The sequence below is a fragment of the Prochlorococcus marinus str. MIT 1214 genome (genome assembly GCF_027359355.1).
In the GTDB taxonomy this organism is placed as follows: domain Bacteria; phylum Cyanobacteriota; class Cyanobacteriia; order PCC-6307; family Cyanobiaceae; genus Prochlorococcus_B; species Prochlorococcus_B marinus_F.
In genome coordinates, this window is record NZ_CP114777.1 from 927,754 (window position 1) to 943,688 (window position 15,935).

Genomic DNA, 15,935 nt, shown 5'->3' on the forward strand with positions numbered 1-15,935 from the left:
TCTAAAAAATTTCTAATTAAAATGAAAGAAATAGACCCCAACAACAATCCACTTTATTTATTAACAAAAGCTGTTGAGAAGGGTGATCCTCAAGTTGCTAAAAAAGTCAAGGATCGTCTTAATAATACAGATGACCCTTCAGAAATGAGATATTTAGAAGGATTGCTCATATTATTAGGTGAAAAGCCTGGAGAGCTAGAAGATCCCCCTGACGTCGAAGATGATCCAGATGAATATTGGCAAGAGAATGATTACTTTGAGGTCTAGATCAAAACAATAGCAACTCCAATAAAAGATAAAAAAGAATAAAAAATTGTTAATTTATTTATTTCATCTCCCTCTCTCTTTGAAATAAAAAGTGCAAAGACTGGAGAAAGACTTAACAAAGTCCAACCAATTCCAATTGGTAGAAATTTAAACACTATCTGTTGGAATAATATTCCACAATTAGTCCCAAGCAAGGTTGATAAAATTAAACTTAAATGATTTTGTTTAGTTATTGATCTATTTTTAATAAGATACAAAAAATCTTTTTTAAAAATTAAAAATAAAAATATTGATGCTGATAAAAGTCTAATTTCAGTAGTTTGCAAAGGGGTTAATGTAGAGCTGATTAAAATTACTCTTGACATTAAAGCTGCCAAAACAGCACAAAAGACCGACCCCAATGCGTAAAGGATACCCAAAAGATTTGTTTCTCTAGAGTCATCTTTTTGAAATGTCTTTTGACATACAATCATCAATAAAGAAAAAGAGACAACAAAAGATCCTATCCATACTTTTGGAGGATATATCTCATTGATACTCAATGCCCCTAAAGTAGTTGCAATTATTGGAGTTAACGCCTCAAACGAAAGAGTTTTTCTAGTCCCTATTATTTTTAAAGAATTTATATATAAAGTATCCCCAATAGAAATACCGACAATTCCACTTATCATCAAAACAAATATAGAAAATACATCAGAAAACGAACTTATTGTTAGGAGAACTGGTAAAAAGAAGATTGAAGCAAGAACATTTTTATAAATATTTATTTGCCTTGGCAGAAAGTTTTCAGATTCTCTACGCCAAATAGAACACGCAAAAGTCCAAGAAATTACTGCCGATATTGCTGCAAAAAAACCAATCATATTTCAAACTCTTTGAGAACTAAATTTTCAAAGAATTCAATATTTATCAAAAGCCTAGGAAGCAACTAACTCACATAAATTATTTTCTAGTCAACTAAATACTTCTTTTGCATTCTGGCTTGTTTCTATTACTATCTAAATTAAGATTGTCATCACTCCAAACTTCTAATACATCAGGGAAGTGCTTCTCCATACATAAATCGCAAATACCATGACTAAAACGAATATCTGCAATCTTAGAAAGGTATTTTTCTAAATGCTGCCACTCACCATCCGAATCCCTAACCTCTTTGCAATATGAACATGTTGTTAAAATACCCTCAGTTTTATGCATATGAGTAAGAGCATCAAGGAGACGAATAGATCTTTTACGAAGTTCCAATAAGGTTACAACCTGTCTAGATAATGCCTCCATAATTTGATGCTGTTTATCAGACAAATGTCCAGGCTTTCTATCAATCACGCAGAGAGTTCCTATTCGCTGATCATTTGGGGTTTGCAATGGAAACCCAGCATATAAACGAATTTTTGGTTCCTCAACCACCAAAGGATTTGATTTAAATCGCTCATCTAACAGAGCATCCTCAATAATCAAGGGTTCTGAACTAGCAATTGCATGAGCGCAAAAAGAAACATCCCTTGATGTTTCTTTCGTCTTAAACCCACACATTGATTTAAACCATTGTTTATTTGTATCAACCAAACTCATTAAAGAAATAGGCGTTCCACAAGTTAAAGAAGCTATTTTCGTAATGTCGTCATAACATTGCTCAGGTTGAGTCCCTAAAATCCTGTACTCAGCAAGAGCTCTTAGACGCTCTTCTTCATTGCTTATTTTCGGGGCACCAAAACCCAAAATACTTCCTTATTTATATGATTTTAAGAATAGATAATTCTAAGCAATAAAAACGAATCTCTTCTCAATAATAAACAATTAAGTTTTTATAAGAAAAATATCAACGACATTAAGCTTAAGCACAATTTCAAATAACAGTCTGTGCTAGATAAGCTATCAAAACTAGCTTCTCATCCATTCTTTGCTTTTCTTTTTAAATAAATTGAGTACATACTTTTAGTTTTTTTTTTTAAAAAGTTTTCGTAGTCCTAATTTTAAAACTACTTCTAGTTATCAAATTATCATCACTAATATCAAGACCTTTGACACTAGAAATCTGCCCTTTCAGGCCCTCTAATTGAAGTTGATCAATCATCTGCTGAATAACCTGACTTTCTACTAATTTCTGATCAATCATATCAGGAGTCATTTTCTCAAATAATTTACCTGCTTTAGAGGCAACCACATCTGAGGCATTAGTGATTTTGAGAAGAATCATGATTAAATTAAAACTTAGATAAATTAAAATAAATTCAATCTATTTACAATTGAATATTATATAAATTTACTACTCATCTAATATTAAAGAATTATGGAAATGTAATTCAACTAAGAATCAATATGAAAATTTGAATTAAGGTCAAGAATATAAATATCCAAAGCAATATCATGCCTAATTTATTATGGAACGAACCCTTCTTATAAAAGGATGGACCTGAATCCCAATCCCTTGTCATCATTAAAAATAAAATAATCTAGAAGTAACATAGCAATATATTTGTATTTTGATTGCTACACCGAAAAAGAAATACAATTTATAATCAAAATTAAAAAAATCGAGAAATCCCCACAAAAACAAAAATATATTACATAATAGTAAAATAAAAAGCATTCTCAAGTATTAGAAATTTCCATAGAAATTAATTTTTCACCTCTGATAATAAGTAAATGAATTTTGAAAAAACGAGAGATTTAATTGGAAGAATACTAATTTCAGCCATATTTATTTATGCAATTCCTAGTAAAATAATAAATTTTGATCAGACTGTTGAGGTTATCTCAAATAAAAATATATCTTCTACCTTAGCTCCATTTCTATTACTTTTAGCCATCTTTTGCCTAATTTTTGGCTCAATCCTTTTTATCTCAGGATTCAAGCAAAAATTAGGCGTATATCTTCTAATAATGTTTATAGTCCCAACAACTTTTATATTTCATTTTTCTCCTTTCCAAGCAAAGGCCATTCTAATGAATGCGGGCCTAGTTGGAGGATTGATTCTCGGTCTTAATAATGCAAAAGGTAATTCACTCAAAGAAATTTTCAACAATCAGGTAATCAAAAAGTAACTTCCGTTTTTAAATATTTATTTAGTGCCAATTCAACTTAATATCCACAGATCTCTCAAGATTAAGTTTAACAGGACAATCTTCAGCTGTTCTTTGAAGTATTTTATACTTTTCAGTATCTAATTCAGGTGGCATGAAAATTTCTAGCGCAAGAGTCTTTATTTGTCTAGGCCCTTCTGATGTCATTGTTTTATAAACATCAATTGTAATCTTACCAAGTTCCCATCCTCTACGCTTGGCCTCAATACCCATAATTGTTATTACACAAGTCCCCAAAGAAGAAGCTAATAAATCAGTTGGAGCAAAATTTTTGCCTTCACCATCATGATCTTTAGGTGCATCAGTATGTATAACGCTCCCTGAAATAGAATGTTTTACTTCAGTGTGCAAATCTCCAAGATATGTGCAACTGATTTTAGTAGAATTGAAATTAATGTCTTGTAAGTTTTTAATTTGAAGAACCTATTTAATAGATCACTTTAGCAAACTTTTAGTCTCATCAATTATCGAATAAGTTTATTTTATTAAAGAAAAATGAAATATAATCACAAATAGAAAAACATTATTTTTGCAGAAAAATTTCTCTCATAACCAAAACAAATGATTTTTATTTCATTTTTTCTTAGTTTACTTATTACTCTTAACCCTTCTTCAAGTTTCAATTGTGATGGGGATAGATTAACTGCGGTCATCAGGAATAACTTAAATGGGGATTTCTCAATAACTAATGATCTTGAAAATATTGATAAAGGAGCATTTATAGTTCTTAATTGGCGCGAGATCAATCTCATGCTCCCAGTATCTTTTAATGTCGGTGACATTTCTTTCACCGACAAGAAATGGTTGTGGAGTTATCAAGATAAAAAAAATGGATTAAGAATGGATGATCCCAGGTTTGCTCAACTTTTACCTAATGGAGAAATTCAAGAATTTTCTTGTCAAGCTATATACACGGAAGACAGAGTTTCATAAAGAAAGTCTTAAGCAGGAAATATCCTAGAAATGATATAGCTACGAATTAGGTAGTCGAAAAAAAAATCACATGACTGTCTCAAGATCAAAGAGATTCATATTTATAGATACGAAGCAACATGTAAACAAAAAACAAGTTTTTCTTTTTGGATCAATAATTGCAAGTTTTTGCTTGAGTGGTGCATTTTTAATCGCTTTGTATATTGAATATCTTCATAATCCGGTTTTTCACAGCTTTGTTCAATCAAGAGGAATATTCCTTTGAATTTTGAGTTCATTGATTAGACATTCCTTGTAAAACAAAAAAAGCTCTCTAAAAGTGAGAGCTTTTTATTGATTTTTTTAAAATCTAAACATCCCTTGGAACTAACCAACCAGAGTATTTAAAAAGAATTACTGCTGTAAATAAATCGTTTTTGCTAAACGCCTATTAAACTATTTAGCGATTTTTAAGTAATCTTGATTGGTTAAACAAACCCAGGAATAATTTGACCTGTTGTTGCATATGCACCTATTAAAGCAATACAACCAAATAGTGCTGCATAACCATTGAGCCTTTCTGCGGTTACTTTCTCAGGATCAATGTTTCTTGTATTTTTATTTTGAGTAGACATTACACAACTCCAGGGACAAGTTGGCCAGTTGTTAGGTAGATACCTGTTAGAAGTACGAAGGCCATCATTGCTGGTCTACCGATGCTTCTTTCTAGAATTGTCTTGTTAGATGGTTGCATGATTAAAATTTAGAAAATGCCAGGGATTATTTGTCCTGTTGTTGCATATGCGCCAAAGGCTGCAACGAAGCCAAGCATTGCCGCCCAACCGTTAAACTTTTCTGCTTCAGGTGTCATTTTAAAAAAAAGTTGTTTGTGTAAAGGAATGTAACGGACGCAAGCCTGCTGTTGCTGTGGGCAACCGAACATACTAGAAAAAATGATCAAATACATTAGAAAAATTTATTAAAAACGAAACTTGAATCCATACCTTTTCTTTGATCCACTTGTTAAATTCCTATAATAAAAAATCAATCGAAGAAAGAACTTGTACGACCCCTCGATTGGACAAGAATCTCTCACTACAGTTGATGTCGTAGGCGTACTTGTAGGACATCTCCTTTTTGGCGTTGCCGCCACACTTTTAATTGATTGGAGTTGGATCCCCTTAAGTCCTCAACAAAAAGAGAGTGGCCAATCATTAAAAGAAATAAAAAAAAGCTGGGGTTGGGATGAAAAAACTGATAACAAGAATGTGTCTCTAAACCCCGAAAACAAAAAATCCTCAGCTGAAGAAAACAACGAGTAATCTTTTAATTGCTAATAAAGTCAAATGATTTGCAGTGATATGTATCATATAATCTGACGTTTTTCGGAAGATATAGTAAAAATATATGGCAAGTGTTTTTCAACTAAAGTGATGCTCTTGCCTAATAGCCATTTCTTGCATGGTCTTGGCTATTAAAAATAATAACCCTAATAAAATGCAATTAAACAATATTTCTTGGAAAGTAATTTATCTGTGTTTGTTGCTAATAACAATCGCTATAGATACCTACAAATAATTGTGTATCGTAAATATATTTTTAATTAGTTTATTAAAATATTTAATTGACTAAAATAAGTCATAAACATAGTTTTATGCTAACCAAGGAAATGGCAGGAGCAGATTGTACGCATTTATTTAAGTCTGCCTATGAAAATCGCTACACATGGGAATCAGATTTTTCAGGTTATCAAGGTAGATGTTCTTGGACAGATGGCAAAAGAGAAGTAGAAGGAACCTTTTGCTTAGGCCAAGATTTAAAAGCCACTGTTAACGAAATAGATAACGAAGAAATACACAAAGCCATTTCTTCACAACTTTGGGAAGTTGCTATTCATAGAGTCAGAAGATCATTTGAACAAACTCATGGTAAAAACACCTTTACTTTTGGAGATACAAATGAAATTGGCACAGAAGTTATAGTTGGAGGGAAAAACGAAGGTGACAAATATAGGGTTAAAAACGATATTGTTACGATGGTTTATAGGCATATTCATGGAAATCTAATAATCATCCTCACTAAGGATGTTACTCATACTGGTAATGGCTATTTAAGTAAGAGTTATTCCAGTCAATATCTTGATCCAATTTCAAAAAAAGATTTAAAGGGACAAAGCTTTTACAAAGATGCTTTTATACCTTTATTCAAAGGTGGGCCTTGGGTTTTATCCTCTAGATCCATACATCAAGAATCCTCAGAAGGTTCAATAATAAATAAACAAGTATTTTCTTTTTCGGAGTTAAAAAGTCTTGGTTCTAAGCAAGGATAGCTTATGGAAACATAGCCAGAGTCATAATTTATATAAGAATATCTGCCTAGGTGAAAACCGAGATTTATAAATTAACTATTTTCGATTATGAATGAATCGTAAGAAAGGGGGGTAACAAATGTTTCTTCAATTTGTCCCTATTCGTGTTTTTCGTGAAACACCGCAAGTATCATTTTTTGATGCAGGCGTTAATGGATCAAATGGTGCCGATGTTGTCATCCATCACAAAAATGCCATTTCTCCACCTGATGATGGCAACTTTGAGCAATATTACATTCACCATCATCAAATTGATCACAATTTAGTGATTGAAGGTAGTCGAAAATTCACTCTTATCAACCCTAAATGGGATGAGCCGCACCATGTGATTTTTTTAAATAGAGCAATGGGTGCACTGCAAATACCAATTGGAACTTATCACCGATCAGAATCAGGAAAAGAAGGTAGTATTGTTTTGAATCAAGCAATTAGAGATAATTCATTTGATCAAACAAAAGAATTCTCACCTGTTAGCCTAAGATCAAACAAACATTTAAGAAAAGCTAGGAAAGCTCATCCCGTTTACTGGATTTGGGAAGAAGAAAGAATAAAAAGAGTAAAACTTGATTGTAAAGGGCCCTTTAAGAACATTACGTTAGAACCTTTAATACCTGCGCAAAAATAAAAAAATGCTTCAGCTTACATGAAAAACAAAACAATTAGAGCAATATGCTCGATTAAAATTAGACATACCCATACAATTCCACAAATATTTTAGACGTATAAATATGAAATGATTAATAAATTTATTATACATGCCTTATAAACAGATTAAAAATCAGCAGTGCATTAGACAAAAAAATTTAATTGACAGTTGCTGATCGTCCCAATCATTGCCCAACGTCCATTGTTTTTTCAGCTTCCTTTGGATAGCTTGTATAATTTTTTACTAATTGAGGCGGAGTTTCACGAGCAAATATGTTTGTCTTGCCATATTCAGAAATCACCTGAGAAGAAGATTTCATGTCCCTATTAGCGTGTGAGCGAAGGGTAAATCCTTGATTAAGGAATACAAAGATACTGTAGGACTAGACTTGTACCTTTCGAAGTGATGAAAGGGATCAAGCTGTGTCCAAACAGTAATGCCAGACTTGTAATCAATAAGTAAGAGAAAAAACGAACTGGCAATGATCGCAATCTTCCATAAGATACGTAGCTTAATGTGACGCCCATATCACATTTGAGTAGTTCTCTCAGCCAGTGGTTAGCTGTTATGAACCTTCTAAACTTGAGAATTGATATTTATCCCGAGTTGAAAAAGTCATTCCATCCCCATTATTATTATCAAAGCTAGAAATTAAAATTCGAACCCCAAGCAAAGCAAGAAATCCTGAGACAAAAACCACTATTAATTGAATATGTATTATTTGTTCAAAACTCAACTTTAAAAGTAATTTTAACCATAAAAAGATAGCAATTCACGCAAAGATATATTCAGAGAAAGTGATCAATGCTTCTCAAGAGCAAACAAGGGTTTATTGTTTAGCTGCTTTTTTGAGTGTTTTTGAAGTCCTATTATTTTTTTTAGCCAGATCAGCCTTGCTTGGATTAGGAATACTGAACTGAGTTAGTAATTTCATGAAAATTATGAGAAATTAAAAAATGTTCAAAATTTATAAACAACTAATCATTATCTACTTGAAACTCTTTCAACGAGTCTCCGTAATAACTCATAGCCAATTGAAGCAAAACCCAGTTCACAGCTCTAGACATTGTGACCTCGAAATGAATTCAACTTAAAGATGGCTTATGTTTCAAAGCTTTGCCATGAGTAATTATTATTTTTAAAGGATTAAAAAAAATCCGTTACTAATTAAAACTCAAATTAGTCATCAATCCTAGTTCTAAGAACAAGTAACGATAAGTAATTATTCATAGCATTTGTGCATTTAAAATATAAACTTTGCTCATAAAGCAATGGGAAGGTATTTCATGTTTTTTCTATCGAATCCTCAGGTATGGCATTTACCTGGCACTTGGTCTGAACAACCTATTGATGGTCCTTACTTAGGGATGACCTCAAGTCAATTAAGTTGGGTAGCCGCATCGATTTTGGGAACTCTATTGATAGCTTTTAGTGTTTACATTCTTGAGACGAGCAACTCAAAGAGTAAAAGAAGTTCCTAGAATAGTTTGAATAATTAAAATCGACTTACTGGGTAAGTGATATTTCATGACCTTTTTTAGTTTATATTTTTTTGGCATAGCTTCAATTTGGTGGGTTTATCGTGTTGGATGGACTGAAGCTCTAAAAACCATTCTAAGTGTTTTAATTCCTTCTATATTAATTATTCTTTTTAATGTCAAAGCAGGACGACTCATTTTCAAAAATCCTGCAGTTGGAATAATTAGTGTCCTTCCTACCGCCATTTTTATTTATCGAGGATCAAAGCCTCTCGTATTTGGAATTAATAGTTGGATAGATAGGAAAAGAAACGAATTTGTTGATTCAAAAGAAGTGGTTGATGCCGAAGTGGTTTCTAAAGAGGAAGCATAAATTTTGAATTTAACAACGTAGTCATAATAGGAGATTTGAAGAGAAGAAAACTCTCAACCCTTTTATATAGATCTCTTTCTAATTGAAGAAAAGTGGATTATATTTTGAATTTAAAAAAAATTAGGAGTTTCTTTATTCTTTTATTAGTTATATTTGTTGAACGCTTTGGATAAATGGCAATAATAAAGTGATTAATAATTCAACCATGACAGATAACGAGCCAAAGTGGGATTACACCACCAAAGAAGGAAATTTTGCGGCAGGAGCGGCCGTTGTTGGAGGGAATTTACTAGTTCTTATTATTTACATTCTCTATAGAACGGTTCCCTCTGTTCACCATTTCATTATTGGAAGATAACTCAAGAGTTACCAGGAGAACGACTTAAGTTATTAGAGAACAGAATTCTCAGTATCTTCGGTTAGTTGTTGATTGCGTCCAGATAAAAGCCAATAAAAAAGCCATTCCAATTAAAGGGAGAAGGGTTTTAATCAAGCCAACCAGAACCAAAACCCCTATCCCGGCAGAGCTATAAATTGCCCATTTCGGAACATATTTACCTGCTCTGCTCCCTTTATTACTTGAAGGGGGTATTACTTCTGGATCAATAGCCATTTTTAACTGAAAGATAATCTATCTTTTATCAGAATAAATTCATTCAAAAGGAAAACAAGCACCTAATGGATACTGTAATCATGAGAATTTATTGCTAGCTAAATCCCTATATCTAAGTTTAATGAAGCATCTATGTATGTTTAGTTTCTTCGAATAATCCAAAAAAAGTCCATGCTATTAATGAAATAAGTCCTATTAGCAAAGAAATGATGGCAAAAGTAAATTTCCCTAAAAACAGAACTGCAATAGCTGTTGTTATGAAAATTAAAGAAAAAATTAGATAATTATTGGGAGGGATTTTTTTTAGAAAATCCATAACTCACCTATTAAAAACATCTTTATTAAAAAGGAAACTCGGATTTTATCCATAAGGTAGAAATAACTTTCATAAGTAACCACATAACTAAAGCACCCTCTAGGAAGCCAAACCAATACAGGGCGTAGTTAGATATCCCCATTTCTTTTTGAGCACGTTCAACAAATGATTTATGCCATTTAATCAACTTCACAAATCATCTGTGTATATAAAATTATTATAGCTAAAAGTCTCAAATAACAAATTTTTTAAGGACAATAGCATCTCTTATTTTTGTGAGAGATTTCCTATGTCACAGTTCTAAGCTAACGAACTAAAGACAAACATAAGATTTTTGTCTTGTAGTAATAACAACAAAAATGAGTCATTTAAAATTTATAAAAACATAACTCCACTGATTCAACTAATTCAGAAATTTTAATAGACATAAAAATAATATAATCTTATTCTAAAAAATATTGATTTTCTGAAATGCATTAAATTTTTAAAGGCATGGATTTATCTTGAATAATTCAATCCCCTATAAGTAAGCTTTGTCTGAGGCTTTGAAGCTGAATGACAATATACGAATGACCTTCCATTAAAATACATATTGACCATGATGATACAGACTCTTCAAAGACGCTCAAGTCCCCGTCCTCTGGCTTGAGTCGAACTGCGGTCTACATAGGCAGATCGGACGATTGGGTAGCAAAAGCTACACCTCCTTTATAGTATTTATACTCAAAAATGTCAATAATATAGATTTGGGCTCTATCTGTTTTTTTTCTACACCACAAAATAATTACGTTGTTAGTTTAGTTGGCTGACTCAGATAACTCACTGAGCTCAATCCATCTATCCTCATGTTCTTGAATAGCTTCAAGAAGATCTGCTAATTGATGACTAGTTTCACTAATGTCTACATCACAACTAGTTATTTTTTTTTCTAAATATATTTTCTGTTTTTCTAGCATAGGCAGTCTGAGGTCTAGCTCTTTCAATTCTCTAGCTTCTTTAAAACTCAATTTTCTCGTTTTATTTTCAGGGTTAGATTTACTTTCTGATCCTCTCTTATTTTGCGAATTATTGACTATTTTATCTCGTTCTTTTGTTTCATCATTTCGCTCCTCTAAAATTTTTTGTTCCAGAAATCGAGAGTAATTGCCTTCATATCTTTGTAAGTGACCATTTTCAAAATTAAAAATTTTATCAATAGTTCGGTCAAGAAAATATCTATCGTGCGATACGACTACGACACAACCTTTGAAGTCCTCAAGAAAATCTTCTAGCACACTTAGTGTTTGTATATCTAAATCATTTGTAGGTTCATCAAGCAACAATACGTTGGGCGCTTGTATGAGCATTTTGCAGAGAGCAAGTCTTCTTTTTTCTCCTCCTGAAAGTTTAAGTAGAGGGCTATATTGCTGACTAGGTGGAAACAAGAATTTTTCTAAGAGTTGTGATGCGGTAATTTGTTTTCCTCCATGATCAATTAGTAATGCAGCTTCCTCCACGAATTCGATAACTTTGCGGTTTAGGCCATTCCCTTGAGTTAAATCATTTGTATGTTGATCGAGATAGCCAATATGGACGGTTTCTCCAAGTTTGATTTCCCCACTAGTAGGCAATCTTTTACCAGCAATTAGATCTAAAAGAGTCGATTTACCACTTCCATTAGGACCAATAATGCCTACTCGATCCTCTGGACTAAAGCTATAAGTGAAATCACGTAAAAGATCCAAATTATTCTCTTTATCATTTAAAGATATACCTACTCCTTCAGCTTCAATTGCGATTTTTCCAATTCTTCTACTTAATGAATTCATTTCTAATTTAGCTTTAACATGATTTTTAGGTTTAGCTTGCATTTCAGCAATCCTTTGAAGACGTGCCTTTTGTTTTGTACTTCTTGCTTTGGGACCTTGTCTTAACCAAGCTAATTCCTTTCTTAAAACACCCTGAAATTTTTTCTTTGTAGATGCCTCTGATTGTTCTTGTTCAACTTTTTGTTGAAGAAATTGACGGTAATTTCCCGAATACTTGCGAGCTTCTCCATTATTGATTTCGACCATCCTAGTAGTAATGCGATCAAGAACATATCTATCGTGAGTTATCAAGACAAGTGCACCGTCATAATGCTCTAACCAATTTTGAAGCCATTCCACTGCAGATGCATCTAGGTGGTTGGTAGGTTCATCAAGAAGTAAAACGTCAGGCTTAGAAACAAGTGCAGCGGCAAGTCCCACCCTTTTGCGGTAACCACCAGAAAGATCTTTTACTGGCTTCTCTAAATCTTTTATACCTAGTCTTCTTAAAACATCTTGACATTGTTGTTCTAAATTCCATGCCCCAGCGGCATCCATAAGTTCACTCGCCTGACCAAGTTTTTTCAAAAGGCCTTCATCTTCTGGACTTTGTGCGATTTTTCTACTTAGCTGACTGAAATTAAGTAATAATTTTCTTTTTTCTCCACACCCTTCAAGAACTTCTTCCAAAATACTTTTTTCACTGTTGTAACTTGTTTCTTGCCCAACCAAAGATATCCGCAAAGATGATAAACATCTCCTTTCTCCTTCCATCAAAGGTTCTATTCCTGCAATAACTCTCAAAAGTGTTGACTTGCCAGATCCATTTGGACCAATCAAACCAAGTCTCTCTTTTTTATTTATATGAAGATCTAAATTTTTAAAAAGATTTTTTATTCCAAAGTCTGTTGAAGCATTAACAAGACTAATCAACACAGCTTACGTCCTCACGTCCATCAATAAAGCTAACTCATAAATATTAACTCCCTTAGTCCTCATGATCTTTTTCAAAGCGTGAACATGAAATTTATAAATAAATTCTGACATCGCTCTACAGCTAATACAGTCTATTTTAATAGTTACATCAACCACGAAATATGCAATCGTCTGCAAGAGTAGAAAGCATCATCAAGAAACTTAACGAAGAAATTGCAATACTGCTCAACACTTGAGCGGACCCTACCAGAATCTTTTAAACCTAAATAACCTTGCCGCACCACCACCATTAACTTCGGCTGCATAGTATCGTCCACAAATATTTTTGGTTCATAAATTTGATCATCAGATTTAACTGCCATCGGAGACATAAGAAAAAAAGATAGCACCATAAGAAAGATACGGTTCATTATTTTATTTATGAGATAAAAAACTTTAGAGGCTCTTGAGAGTAAGATCTTAGATAATTATTTATACATATTTAGAATAATGATGAATTTTTTAGAGAAAGTTCTCTCAAATTACTTTCTGGCTTGGACTCAGATTTTTAATTATAAAGATAAAACAAGTAGAATACCTTTTTGGCACTTTTTTATCCTGGATGGATTGATAGGAGCTTTGGTTTCAATACTATCTAATAACAACCTTGCTAATGATCCAAATGATTTTTATACCATCACTGAGGGATATGACTGGGGGTACTTGTATAGCATTCCATCTTTTTTAGTTTTTATAGCTTTATCAATCAGAAGGCTGAGAGATATAGGTAAGGAAAACTTGTTACTATGGGTATTTTGTTCATTTATTCCTTTCTATAATCTTTATATATTTGCCCAGCCTTCTTCTGAAAAATAAATGAAGTATTTTAAAGTTGTGAGCATTACTTAATTTTTTAAATACTCATTTTCTACCCTTAAAAGTCCGAGGGTAAGGGATATTAAGAGCATTAAACCTTTTTAATTTTTTACTGCGCCTATAACGCTTATAAAATAATTCGAAAAGTGCCGACACTCCTAACCAAGAAAGGATACAACTTATAAATACCCTTGCGCCTGCTGTGGAAGCAAGCCAATAGATAATAGGATCTATTATCAAATTAATACTAATTATAAAACCAATAAACAAAGAGAAAGTAAGACAAGCTAATATTAATAAAGCTCTGATTATTTTTTTTGTGTTGAAATCTTTCATACCCAAATTTTGAAATCGTATTAGGAATCGATATTTTCCATTCTCAAGCAAGATATATAGTAAAGGAATTTTAATGTAATAAAAGTTGATTCACCTTTAATATTAAATATATACAATTGACAAATCAAATAATAACCTAGGGCAGACATTAAAATTTGCTTTCAATTAAGATGAAATTAATTTCATCTACTTTTCATAGATATATCTATTAAAGAGCGATTAGATGCTTACATGGCAATCAGCCAAGGGACCTATGTTCATTCATATAAATATGAAAATTCTTTATAGCCAAATGTTGGAAGTTTACAAACTGATCTAAGAAGGTAATTTAGCTTAACTACTTTTAGCCAATGGCATTTCATCAATCTGTCGAGGAAACGATGTCATATCTTATATGTCATATGATTAAAAGAACCGACCATGTCAATGCTGGTGATCAGTTAGCTATTAGTCAAGAATACAGAGAATGGATTAAATGCATAAAGAATAAAGACCTTATCCCACAAAACATACTTTTTATAAATACATCTACTTTTGGAAAAAATATTCAATAAGAAGAATTCCTTTCTTTATATTTAGCAAAGTTCCTAAACTTCTTTAGACGCCATATACACACAAATCATTTGATAGTAAAGAAATCAACAATGAGATAATGAAGAGTGAAGCTAACACAGATTCATTAACAGGAAATGATCTCTTTGATTTCAGCTTATTCATTTATATATAAAGAAAAATGTTCTATCTTTAGAAATAGATTTAAACTCATAAAAATACGCTTAGAAATTTCGGTGGGCTTTATTTTTGTGATCACAACTTTCAATGAAGAAAAAGTAAAAGATTTTCTATAATTGCCTAGGAAATAGAAAAATCTGGCGAAAATAAATTTAATGAATAAAAAAGTTATGCGCCGATTGGTATCAGGAATAGTTGGTCTGGCAGCTCTATTGGCTGGCTGTGCGACAACAAGTCAAGACAATAGCTCTAGACTTAACCTAATAAAAAATCGCAATGAGTTGATTTGTGGAGTAAGTGGAAAGATTCCTGGTTTTAGTTATATGAAAAGTGATGGTAGTTATCAAGGACTAGATGTCGATATATGTAAAGCGTTTGCCGCTGCAATTATAGGAGATTCAGAAAAAATCCAATATAGACCTCTAACTGCAGCAGAGAGATTCACAGCTATTAAAACCGGGGAAATTGACCTGTTATCAAGAAATACCACTTTCACTCTCAGTAGAGATTCCTCAGGAGGAAATGGATTAACTTTTGCACCAGTTGTTTTCCATGATGGCCAGGGATTGATGGTAAAGCAGGAAAGTAAAATTAGTAGTCTTAAAGATCTTGCAAACAAATCTATATGTGTAGGCTCAGGAACAACTACTGAGCAAAATATAAATGATGCGTTTGAGAGTGCCTCACTTCCTTATACACCAATCAAATATCAAGATCTTAATCAAGTAGTTGCTGGTTATTTACAGGGTCGTTGTTCAGCCATGACTTCTGATCGTTCGCAATTAGCAGCAGCCAGATCTGGTTTTAAAAATCCAAAAGAACATATTATTCTTGATGATGTATTGAGCAAGGAGCCACTTGCTCCAGCCTCCGATGGCAAAGATCAGAAACTAGCTGATGCCATGAGATGGATTGTCTTTTCCCTTATATCGGCAGAAGAGCAAGGGATAACGAAGTCAAATATTGATGAAAAAGTACAAATTGCAAAGAAAAATCCTCAATTAAAACCTTTAAGAAGATTTCTAGGTATTGAAGGAGGACTTGGAGAAAAAATTGGTCTTAGCAATGACTTCGTAGTTAAAGTAATTAGCTCAACTGGCAATTATGGAGAGATTTACGAAAGACATTTAGGGCAAAATAGCGAGGTACCTATTCCAAGAGGACAAAATGAGTTGTATAACAAAGGAGGTGTACATATTTCACCACCATTTAACTAAAAATAATTTATTGCG

General features: G+C 32.6%; 23 protein-coding genes and 1 pseudogene. 13 read left to right on the forward strand and 11 right to left on the reverse strand.

Annotation, left to right across the window (positions count from 1 at the left end; genetic code table 11):
- Nucleotides 1-21 precede the first annotated feature (21 nt).
- Entirely contained in the window at nt 22-267 is a 246-nt protein-coding gene (locus tag O5639_RS05420) for a hypothetical protein (RefSeq protein WP_269625447.1), read from the forward strand.
- Here O5639_RS05420 and O5639_RS05425 read toward each other — a convergent pair.
- The 3 genes from O5639_RS05425 to O5639_RS05435 form a co-directional block, all read right to left on the reverse strand.
- Nucleotides 264-1,130, reverse strand: coding sequence for an EamA family transporter (locus O5639_RS05425; RefSeq protein WP_269625448.1), 867 nt, complete (start codon nt 1,128-1,130; stop codon nt 264-266). The genes O5639_RS05420 and O5639_RS05425 overlap by 4 nt on opposite strands.
- A gap of 94 nt (nt 1,131-1,224) precedes the next feature.
- Nucleotides 1,225-1,986, reverse strand: a complete 762-nt coding sequence (locus O5639_RS05430) for a GAF domain-containing protein (protein WP_269625449.1) — start codon at nt 1,984-1,986, stop codon at nt 1,225-1,227.
- Between the two features lie 229 nt (nt 1,987-2,215).
- A complete protein-coding gene (locus tag O5639_RS05435; protein ID WP_269625450.1) occupies nt 2,216-2,464 on the reverse strand; it encodes a hypothetical protein in 249 nt (82 codons plus the stop codon).
- Between the two features lie 449 nt (nt 2,465-2,913).
- On the opposite strand from O5639_RS05435, the gene O5639_RS05440 reads away from it, so the two are divergent.
- Nucleotides 2,914-3,312: a DoxX family protein gene (locus O5639_RS05440; protein ID WP_269625451.1), complete on the forward strand. Its 399-nt coding sequence runs from the start codon at nt 2,914-2,916 to the stop codon at nt 3,310-3,312.
- Nucleotides 3,313-3,333: 21 nt separating this feature from the next.
- On the opposite strand, the gene O5639_RS05445 is transcribed toward O5639_RS05440, so the two are convergent.
- Nucleotides 3,334-3,702, reverse strand: coding sequence for an OsmC family protein (locus O5639_RS05445; protein WP_269625452.1), 369 nt, complete (start codon nt 3,700-3,702; stop codon nt 3,334-3,336).
- A 210-nt stretch (nt 3,703-3,912) separates the two neighbouring features.
- Here O5639_RS05445 and O5639_RS05450 point away from each other — a divergent pair, with 210 nt between their 5' ends.
- Together O5639_RS05450 and O5639_RS05455 are read left to right on the forward strand one after the other, a co-directional pair.
- Nucleotides 3,913-4,284: a hypothetical protein gene (locus O5639_RS05450; protein WP_269625453.1), complete on the forward strand. Its 372-nt coding sequence runs from the start codon at nt 3,913-3,915 to the stop codon at nt 4,282-4,284.
- Nucleotides 4,285-4,354: 70 nt separating this feature from the next.
- Nucleotides 4,355-4,549 (forward strand): hypothetical protein, encoded by a 195-nt coding sequence (locus O5639_RS05455; RefSeq protein WP_269625454.1) that lies wholly within the window; start codon nt 4,355-4,357, stop codon nt 4,547-4,549.
- A 202-nt stretch (nt 4,550-4,751) separates the two neighbouring features.
- Here O5639_RS05455 and O5639_RS05460 read toward each other — a convergent pair whose 3' ends face one another.
- From O5639_RS05460 to O5639_RS05470, 3 genes are read right to left on the reverse strand one after another with little or no spacing between them, the layout of a single operon-like run.
- Nucleotides 4,752-4,898 carry a high light inducible protein gene (locus tag O5639_RS05460; protein ID WP_269625455.1) on the reverse strand — a complete coding sequence of 49 codons (147 nt, stop codon included), beginning with the start codon at nt 4,896-4,898 and terminating at the stop codon, nt 4,752-4,754.
- Entirely contained in the window at nt 4,898-5,017 is a 120-nt protein-coding gene (locus O5639_RS05465) for a high light inducible protein (protein ID WP_269625456.1), read from the reverse strand. Before O5639_RS05465 ends, O5639_RS05460 begins: the two co-directional genes overlap by 1 nt.
- 9 nt (nt 5,018-5,026) lie before the next feature.
- On the reverse strand, nt 5,027-5,134 hold the full coding sequence (locus O5639_RS05470; protein WP_011125327.1) for a high light inducible protein: 108 nt from the start codon (nt 5,132-5,134) through the stop codon (nt 5,027-5,029).
- Nucleotides 5,135-5,324: 190 nt separating this feature from the next.
- Here O5639_RS05470 and O5639_RS05475 point away from each other — a divergent pair, with 190 nt between their 5' ends.
- From O5639_RS05475 to O5639_RS05485, 3 genes are all read left to right on the forward strand, one after another.
- Complete coding sequence (locus O5639_RS05475) at nt 5,325-5,585, forward strand: hypothetical protein (protein WP_269625457.1); 261 nt, start codon at nt 5,325-5,327, stop codon at nt 5,583-5,585.
- Between the two features lie 332 nt (nt 5,586-5,917).
- Entirely contained in the window at nt 5,918-6,592 is a 675-nt protein-coding gene (locus O5639_RS05480) for a DUF3386 domain-containing protein (RefSeq protein ID WP_269625458.1), read from the forward strand.
- A gap of 118 nt (nt 6,593-6,710) precedes the next feature.
- A complete protein-coding gene (locus O5639_RS05485; protein WP_269625459.1) occupies nt 6,711-7,256 on the forward strand; it encodes a hemagglutinin in 546 nt (181 codons plus the stop codon).
- A 205-nt stretch (nt 7,257-7,461) separates the two neighbouring features.
- On the opposite strand, the gene O5639_RS05490 is transcribed toward O5639_RS05485, so the two are convergent.
- Nucleotides 7,462-7,596 carry a hypothetical protein gene (locus tag O5639_RS05490; protein ID WP_269625460.1) on the reverse strand — a complete coding sequence of 45 codons (135 nt, stop codon included), beginning with the start codon at nt 7,594-7,596 and terminating at the stop codon, nt 7,462-7,464.
- Between the two features lie 967 nt (nt 7,597-8,563).
- Here O5639_RS05490 and O5639_RS05495 point away from each other — a divergent pair.
- From O5639_RS05495 to O5639_RS05505, 3 genes are all read left to right on the forward strand, one after another.
- Nucleotides 8,564-8,758 (forward strand): hypothetical protein, encoded by a 195-nt coding sequence (locus O5639_RS05495; protein WP_269625461.1) that lies wholly within the window; start codon nt 8,564-8,566, stop codon nt 8,756-8,758.
- 46 nt (nt 8,759-8,804) lie between these two features.
- A complete protein-coding gene (locus O5639_RS05500) occupies nt 8,805-9,128 on the forward strand; it encodes a hypothetical protein (RefSeq protein WP_269625462.1) in 324 nt (107 codons plus the stop codon).
- 205 nt (nt 9,129-9,333) lie between these two features.
- On the forward strand, nt 9,334-9,486 hold the full coding sequence (locus O5639_RS05505; protein ID WP_011295035.1) for a hypothetical protein: 153 nt from the start codon (nt 9,334-9,336) through the stop codon (nt 9,484-9,486).
- 48 nt (nt 9,487-9,534) lie between these two features.
- On the opposite strand, the gene O5639_RS05510 is transcribed toward O5639_RS05505, so the two are convergent.
- The 3 genes and pseudogenes from O5639_RS05510 to O5639_RS10710 all read right to left on the reverse strand — a co-directional run.
- Nucleotides 9,535-9,741 carry a hypothetical protein gene (locus O5639_RS05510; protein ID WP_269625463.1) on the reverse strand — a complete coding sequence of 69 codons (207 nt, stop codon included), beginning with the start codon at nt 9,739-9,741 and terminating at the stop codon, nt 9,535-9,537.
- A gap of 1,113 nt (nt 9,742-10,854) precedes the next feature.
- On the reverse strand, nt 10,855-12,111 hold the full coding sequence (locus O5639_RS05515; RefSeq protein ID WP_420063671.1) for an ABC-F family ATP-binding cassette domain-containing protein: 1,257 nt from the start codon (nt 12,109-12,111) through the stop codon (nt 10,855-10,857).
- A 123-nt stretch (nt 12,112-12,234) separates the two neighbouring features.
- Nucleotides 12,235-12,780 (reverse strand): annotated as a pseudogene (locus O5639_RS10710) (ATP-binding cassette domain-containing protein); the annotation flags it as partial.
- Between the two features lie 489 nt (nt 12,781-13,269).
- Here O5639_RS10710 and O5639_RS05520 point away from each other — a divergent pair.
- From O5639_RS05520 to O5639_RS05530, 3 genes are all read left to right on the forward strand, one after another.
- The gene (locus O5639_RS05520) at nt 13,270-13,635 is read left to right on the forward strand and encodes a DUF805 domain-containing protein (RefSeq protein ID WP_269625465.1); all 366 of its coding nucleotides are present in this window, start codon (nt 13,270-13,272) and stop codon (nt 13,633-13,635) included.
- Between the two features lie 686 nt (nt 13,636-14,321).
- Complete coding sequence (locus O5639_RS05525; RefSeq protein WP_269625466.1) at nt 14,322-14,525, forward strand: hypothetical protein; 204 nt, start codon at nt 14,322-14,324, stop codon at nt 14,523-14,525.
- A gap of 333 nt (nt 14,526-14,858) precedes the next feature.
- A complete protein-coding gene (locus O5639_RS05530) occupies nt 14,859-15,920 on the forward strand; it encodes an amino acid ABC transporter substrate-binding protein (RefSeq protein ID WP_269625467.1) in 1,062 nt (353 codons plus the stop codon).
- Nucleotides 15,921-15,935 lie beyond the last annotated feature (15 nt).

Excerpts from the sequence above, each read along its gene's own strand:
- O5639_RS05495 (WP_269625461.1), top strand. The coding sequence starts at position 8,564 with ATGTTTTTTCTATCGAATCCTCAGGTATGGCATTTACCTGGCACTTGG.
- O5639_RS05440 (WP_269625451.1), top strand. The coding sequence starts at position 2,914 with ATGAATTTTGAAAAAACGAGAGATTTAATTGGAAGAATACTAATTTCA.
- O5639_RS05470 (WP_011125327.1), bottom strand. The coding sequence starts at position 5,134 with ATGACACCTGAAGCAGAAAAGTTTAACGGTTGGGCGGCAATGCTTGGC.
- O5639_RS05500 (WP_269625462.1), top strand. The coding sequence starts at position 8,805 with ATGACCTTTTTTAGTTTATATTTTTTTGGCATAGCTTCAATTTGGTGG.
- O5639_RS05420 (WP_269625447.1), top strand. The coding sequence starts at position 22 with ATGAAAGAAATAGACCCCAACAACAATCCACTTTATTTATTAACAAAA.
- O5639_RS05515 (WP_420063671.1), bottom strand. The coding sequence starts at position 12,111 with ATGGTCGAAATCAATAATGGAGAAGCTCGCAAGTATTCGGGAAATTAC.
- O5639_RS05465 (WP_269625456.1), bottom strand. The coding sequence starts at position 5,017 with ATGCAACCATCTAACAAGACAATTCTAGAAAGAAGCATCGGTAGACCA.
- O5639_RS05460 (WP_269625455.1), bottom strand. The coding sequence starts at position 4,898 with ATGTCTACTCAAAATAAAAATACAAGAAACATTGATCCTGAGAAAGTA.
- O5639_RS05450 (WP_269625453.1), top strand. The coding sequence starts at position 3,913 with ATGATTTTTATTTCATTTTTTCTTAGTTTACTTATTACTCTTAACCCT.
- O5639_RS05480 (WP_269625458.1), top strand. The coding sequence starts at position 5,918 with ATGCTAACCAAGGAAATGGCAGGAGCAGATTGTACGCATTTATTTAAG.
- O5639_RS05530 (WP_269625467.1), top strand. The coding sequence starts at position 14,859 with ATGAATAAAAAAGTTATGCGCCGATTGGTATCAGGAATAGTTGGTCTG.
- O5639_RS05490 (WP_269625460.1), bottom strand. The coding sequence starts at position 7,596 with ATGAAATCTTCTTCTCAGGTGATTTCTGAATATGGCAAGACAAACATA.
- O5639_RS05525 (WP_269625466.1), top strand. The coding sequence starts at position 14,322 with ATGGCATTTCATCAATCTGTCGAGGAAACGATGTCATATCTTATATGT.
- O5639_RS05455 (WP_269625454.1), top strand. The coding sequence starts at position 4,355 with ATGACTGTCTCAAGATCAAAGAGATTCATATTTATAGATACGAAGCAA.
- O5639_RS05435 (WP_269625450.1), bottom strand. The coding sequence starts at position 2,464 with ATGATTCTTCTCAAAATCACTAATGCCTCAGATGTGGTTGCCTCTAAA.
- O5639_RS05425 (WP_269625448.1), bottom strand. The coding sequence starts at position 1,130 with ATGATTGGTTTTTTTGCAGCAATATCGGCAGTAATTTCTTGGACTTTT.
- O5639_RS05510 (WP_269625463.1), bottom strand. The coding sequence starts at position 9,741 with ATGGCTATTGATCCAGAAGTAATACCCCCTTCAAGTAATAAAGGGAGC.
- O5639_RS05520 (WP_269625465.1), top strand. The coding sequence starts at position 13,270 with ATGATGAATTTTTTAGAGAAAGTTCTCTCAAATTACTTTCTGGCTTGG.
- O5639_RS05485 (WP_269625459.1), top strand. The coding sequence starts at position 6,711 with ATGTTTCTTCAATTTGTCCCTATTCGTGTTTTTCGTGAAACACCGCAA.
- O5639_RS05505 (WP_011295035.1), top strand. The coding sequence starts at position 9,334 with ATGACAGATAACGAGCCAAAGTGGGATTACACCACCAAAGAAGGAAAT.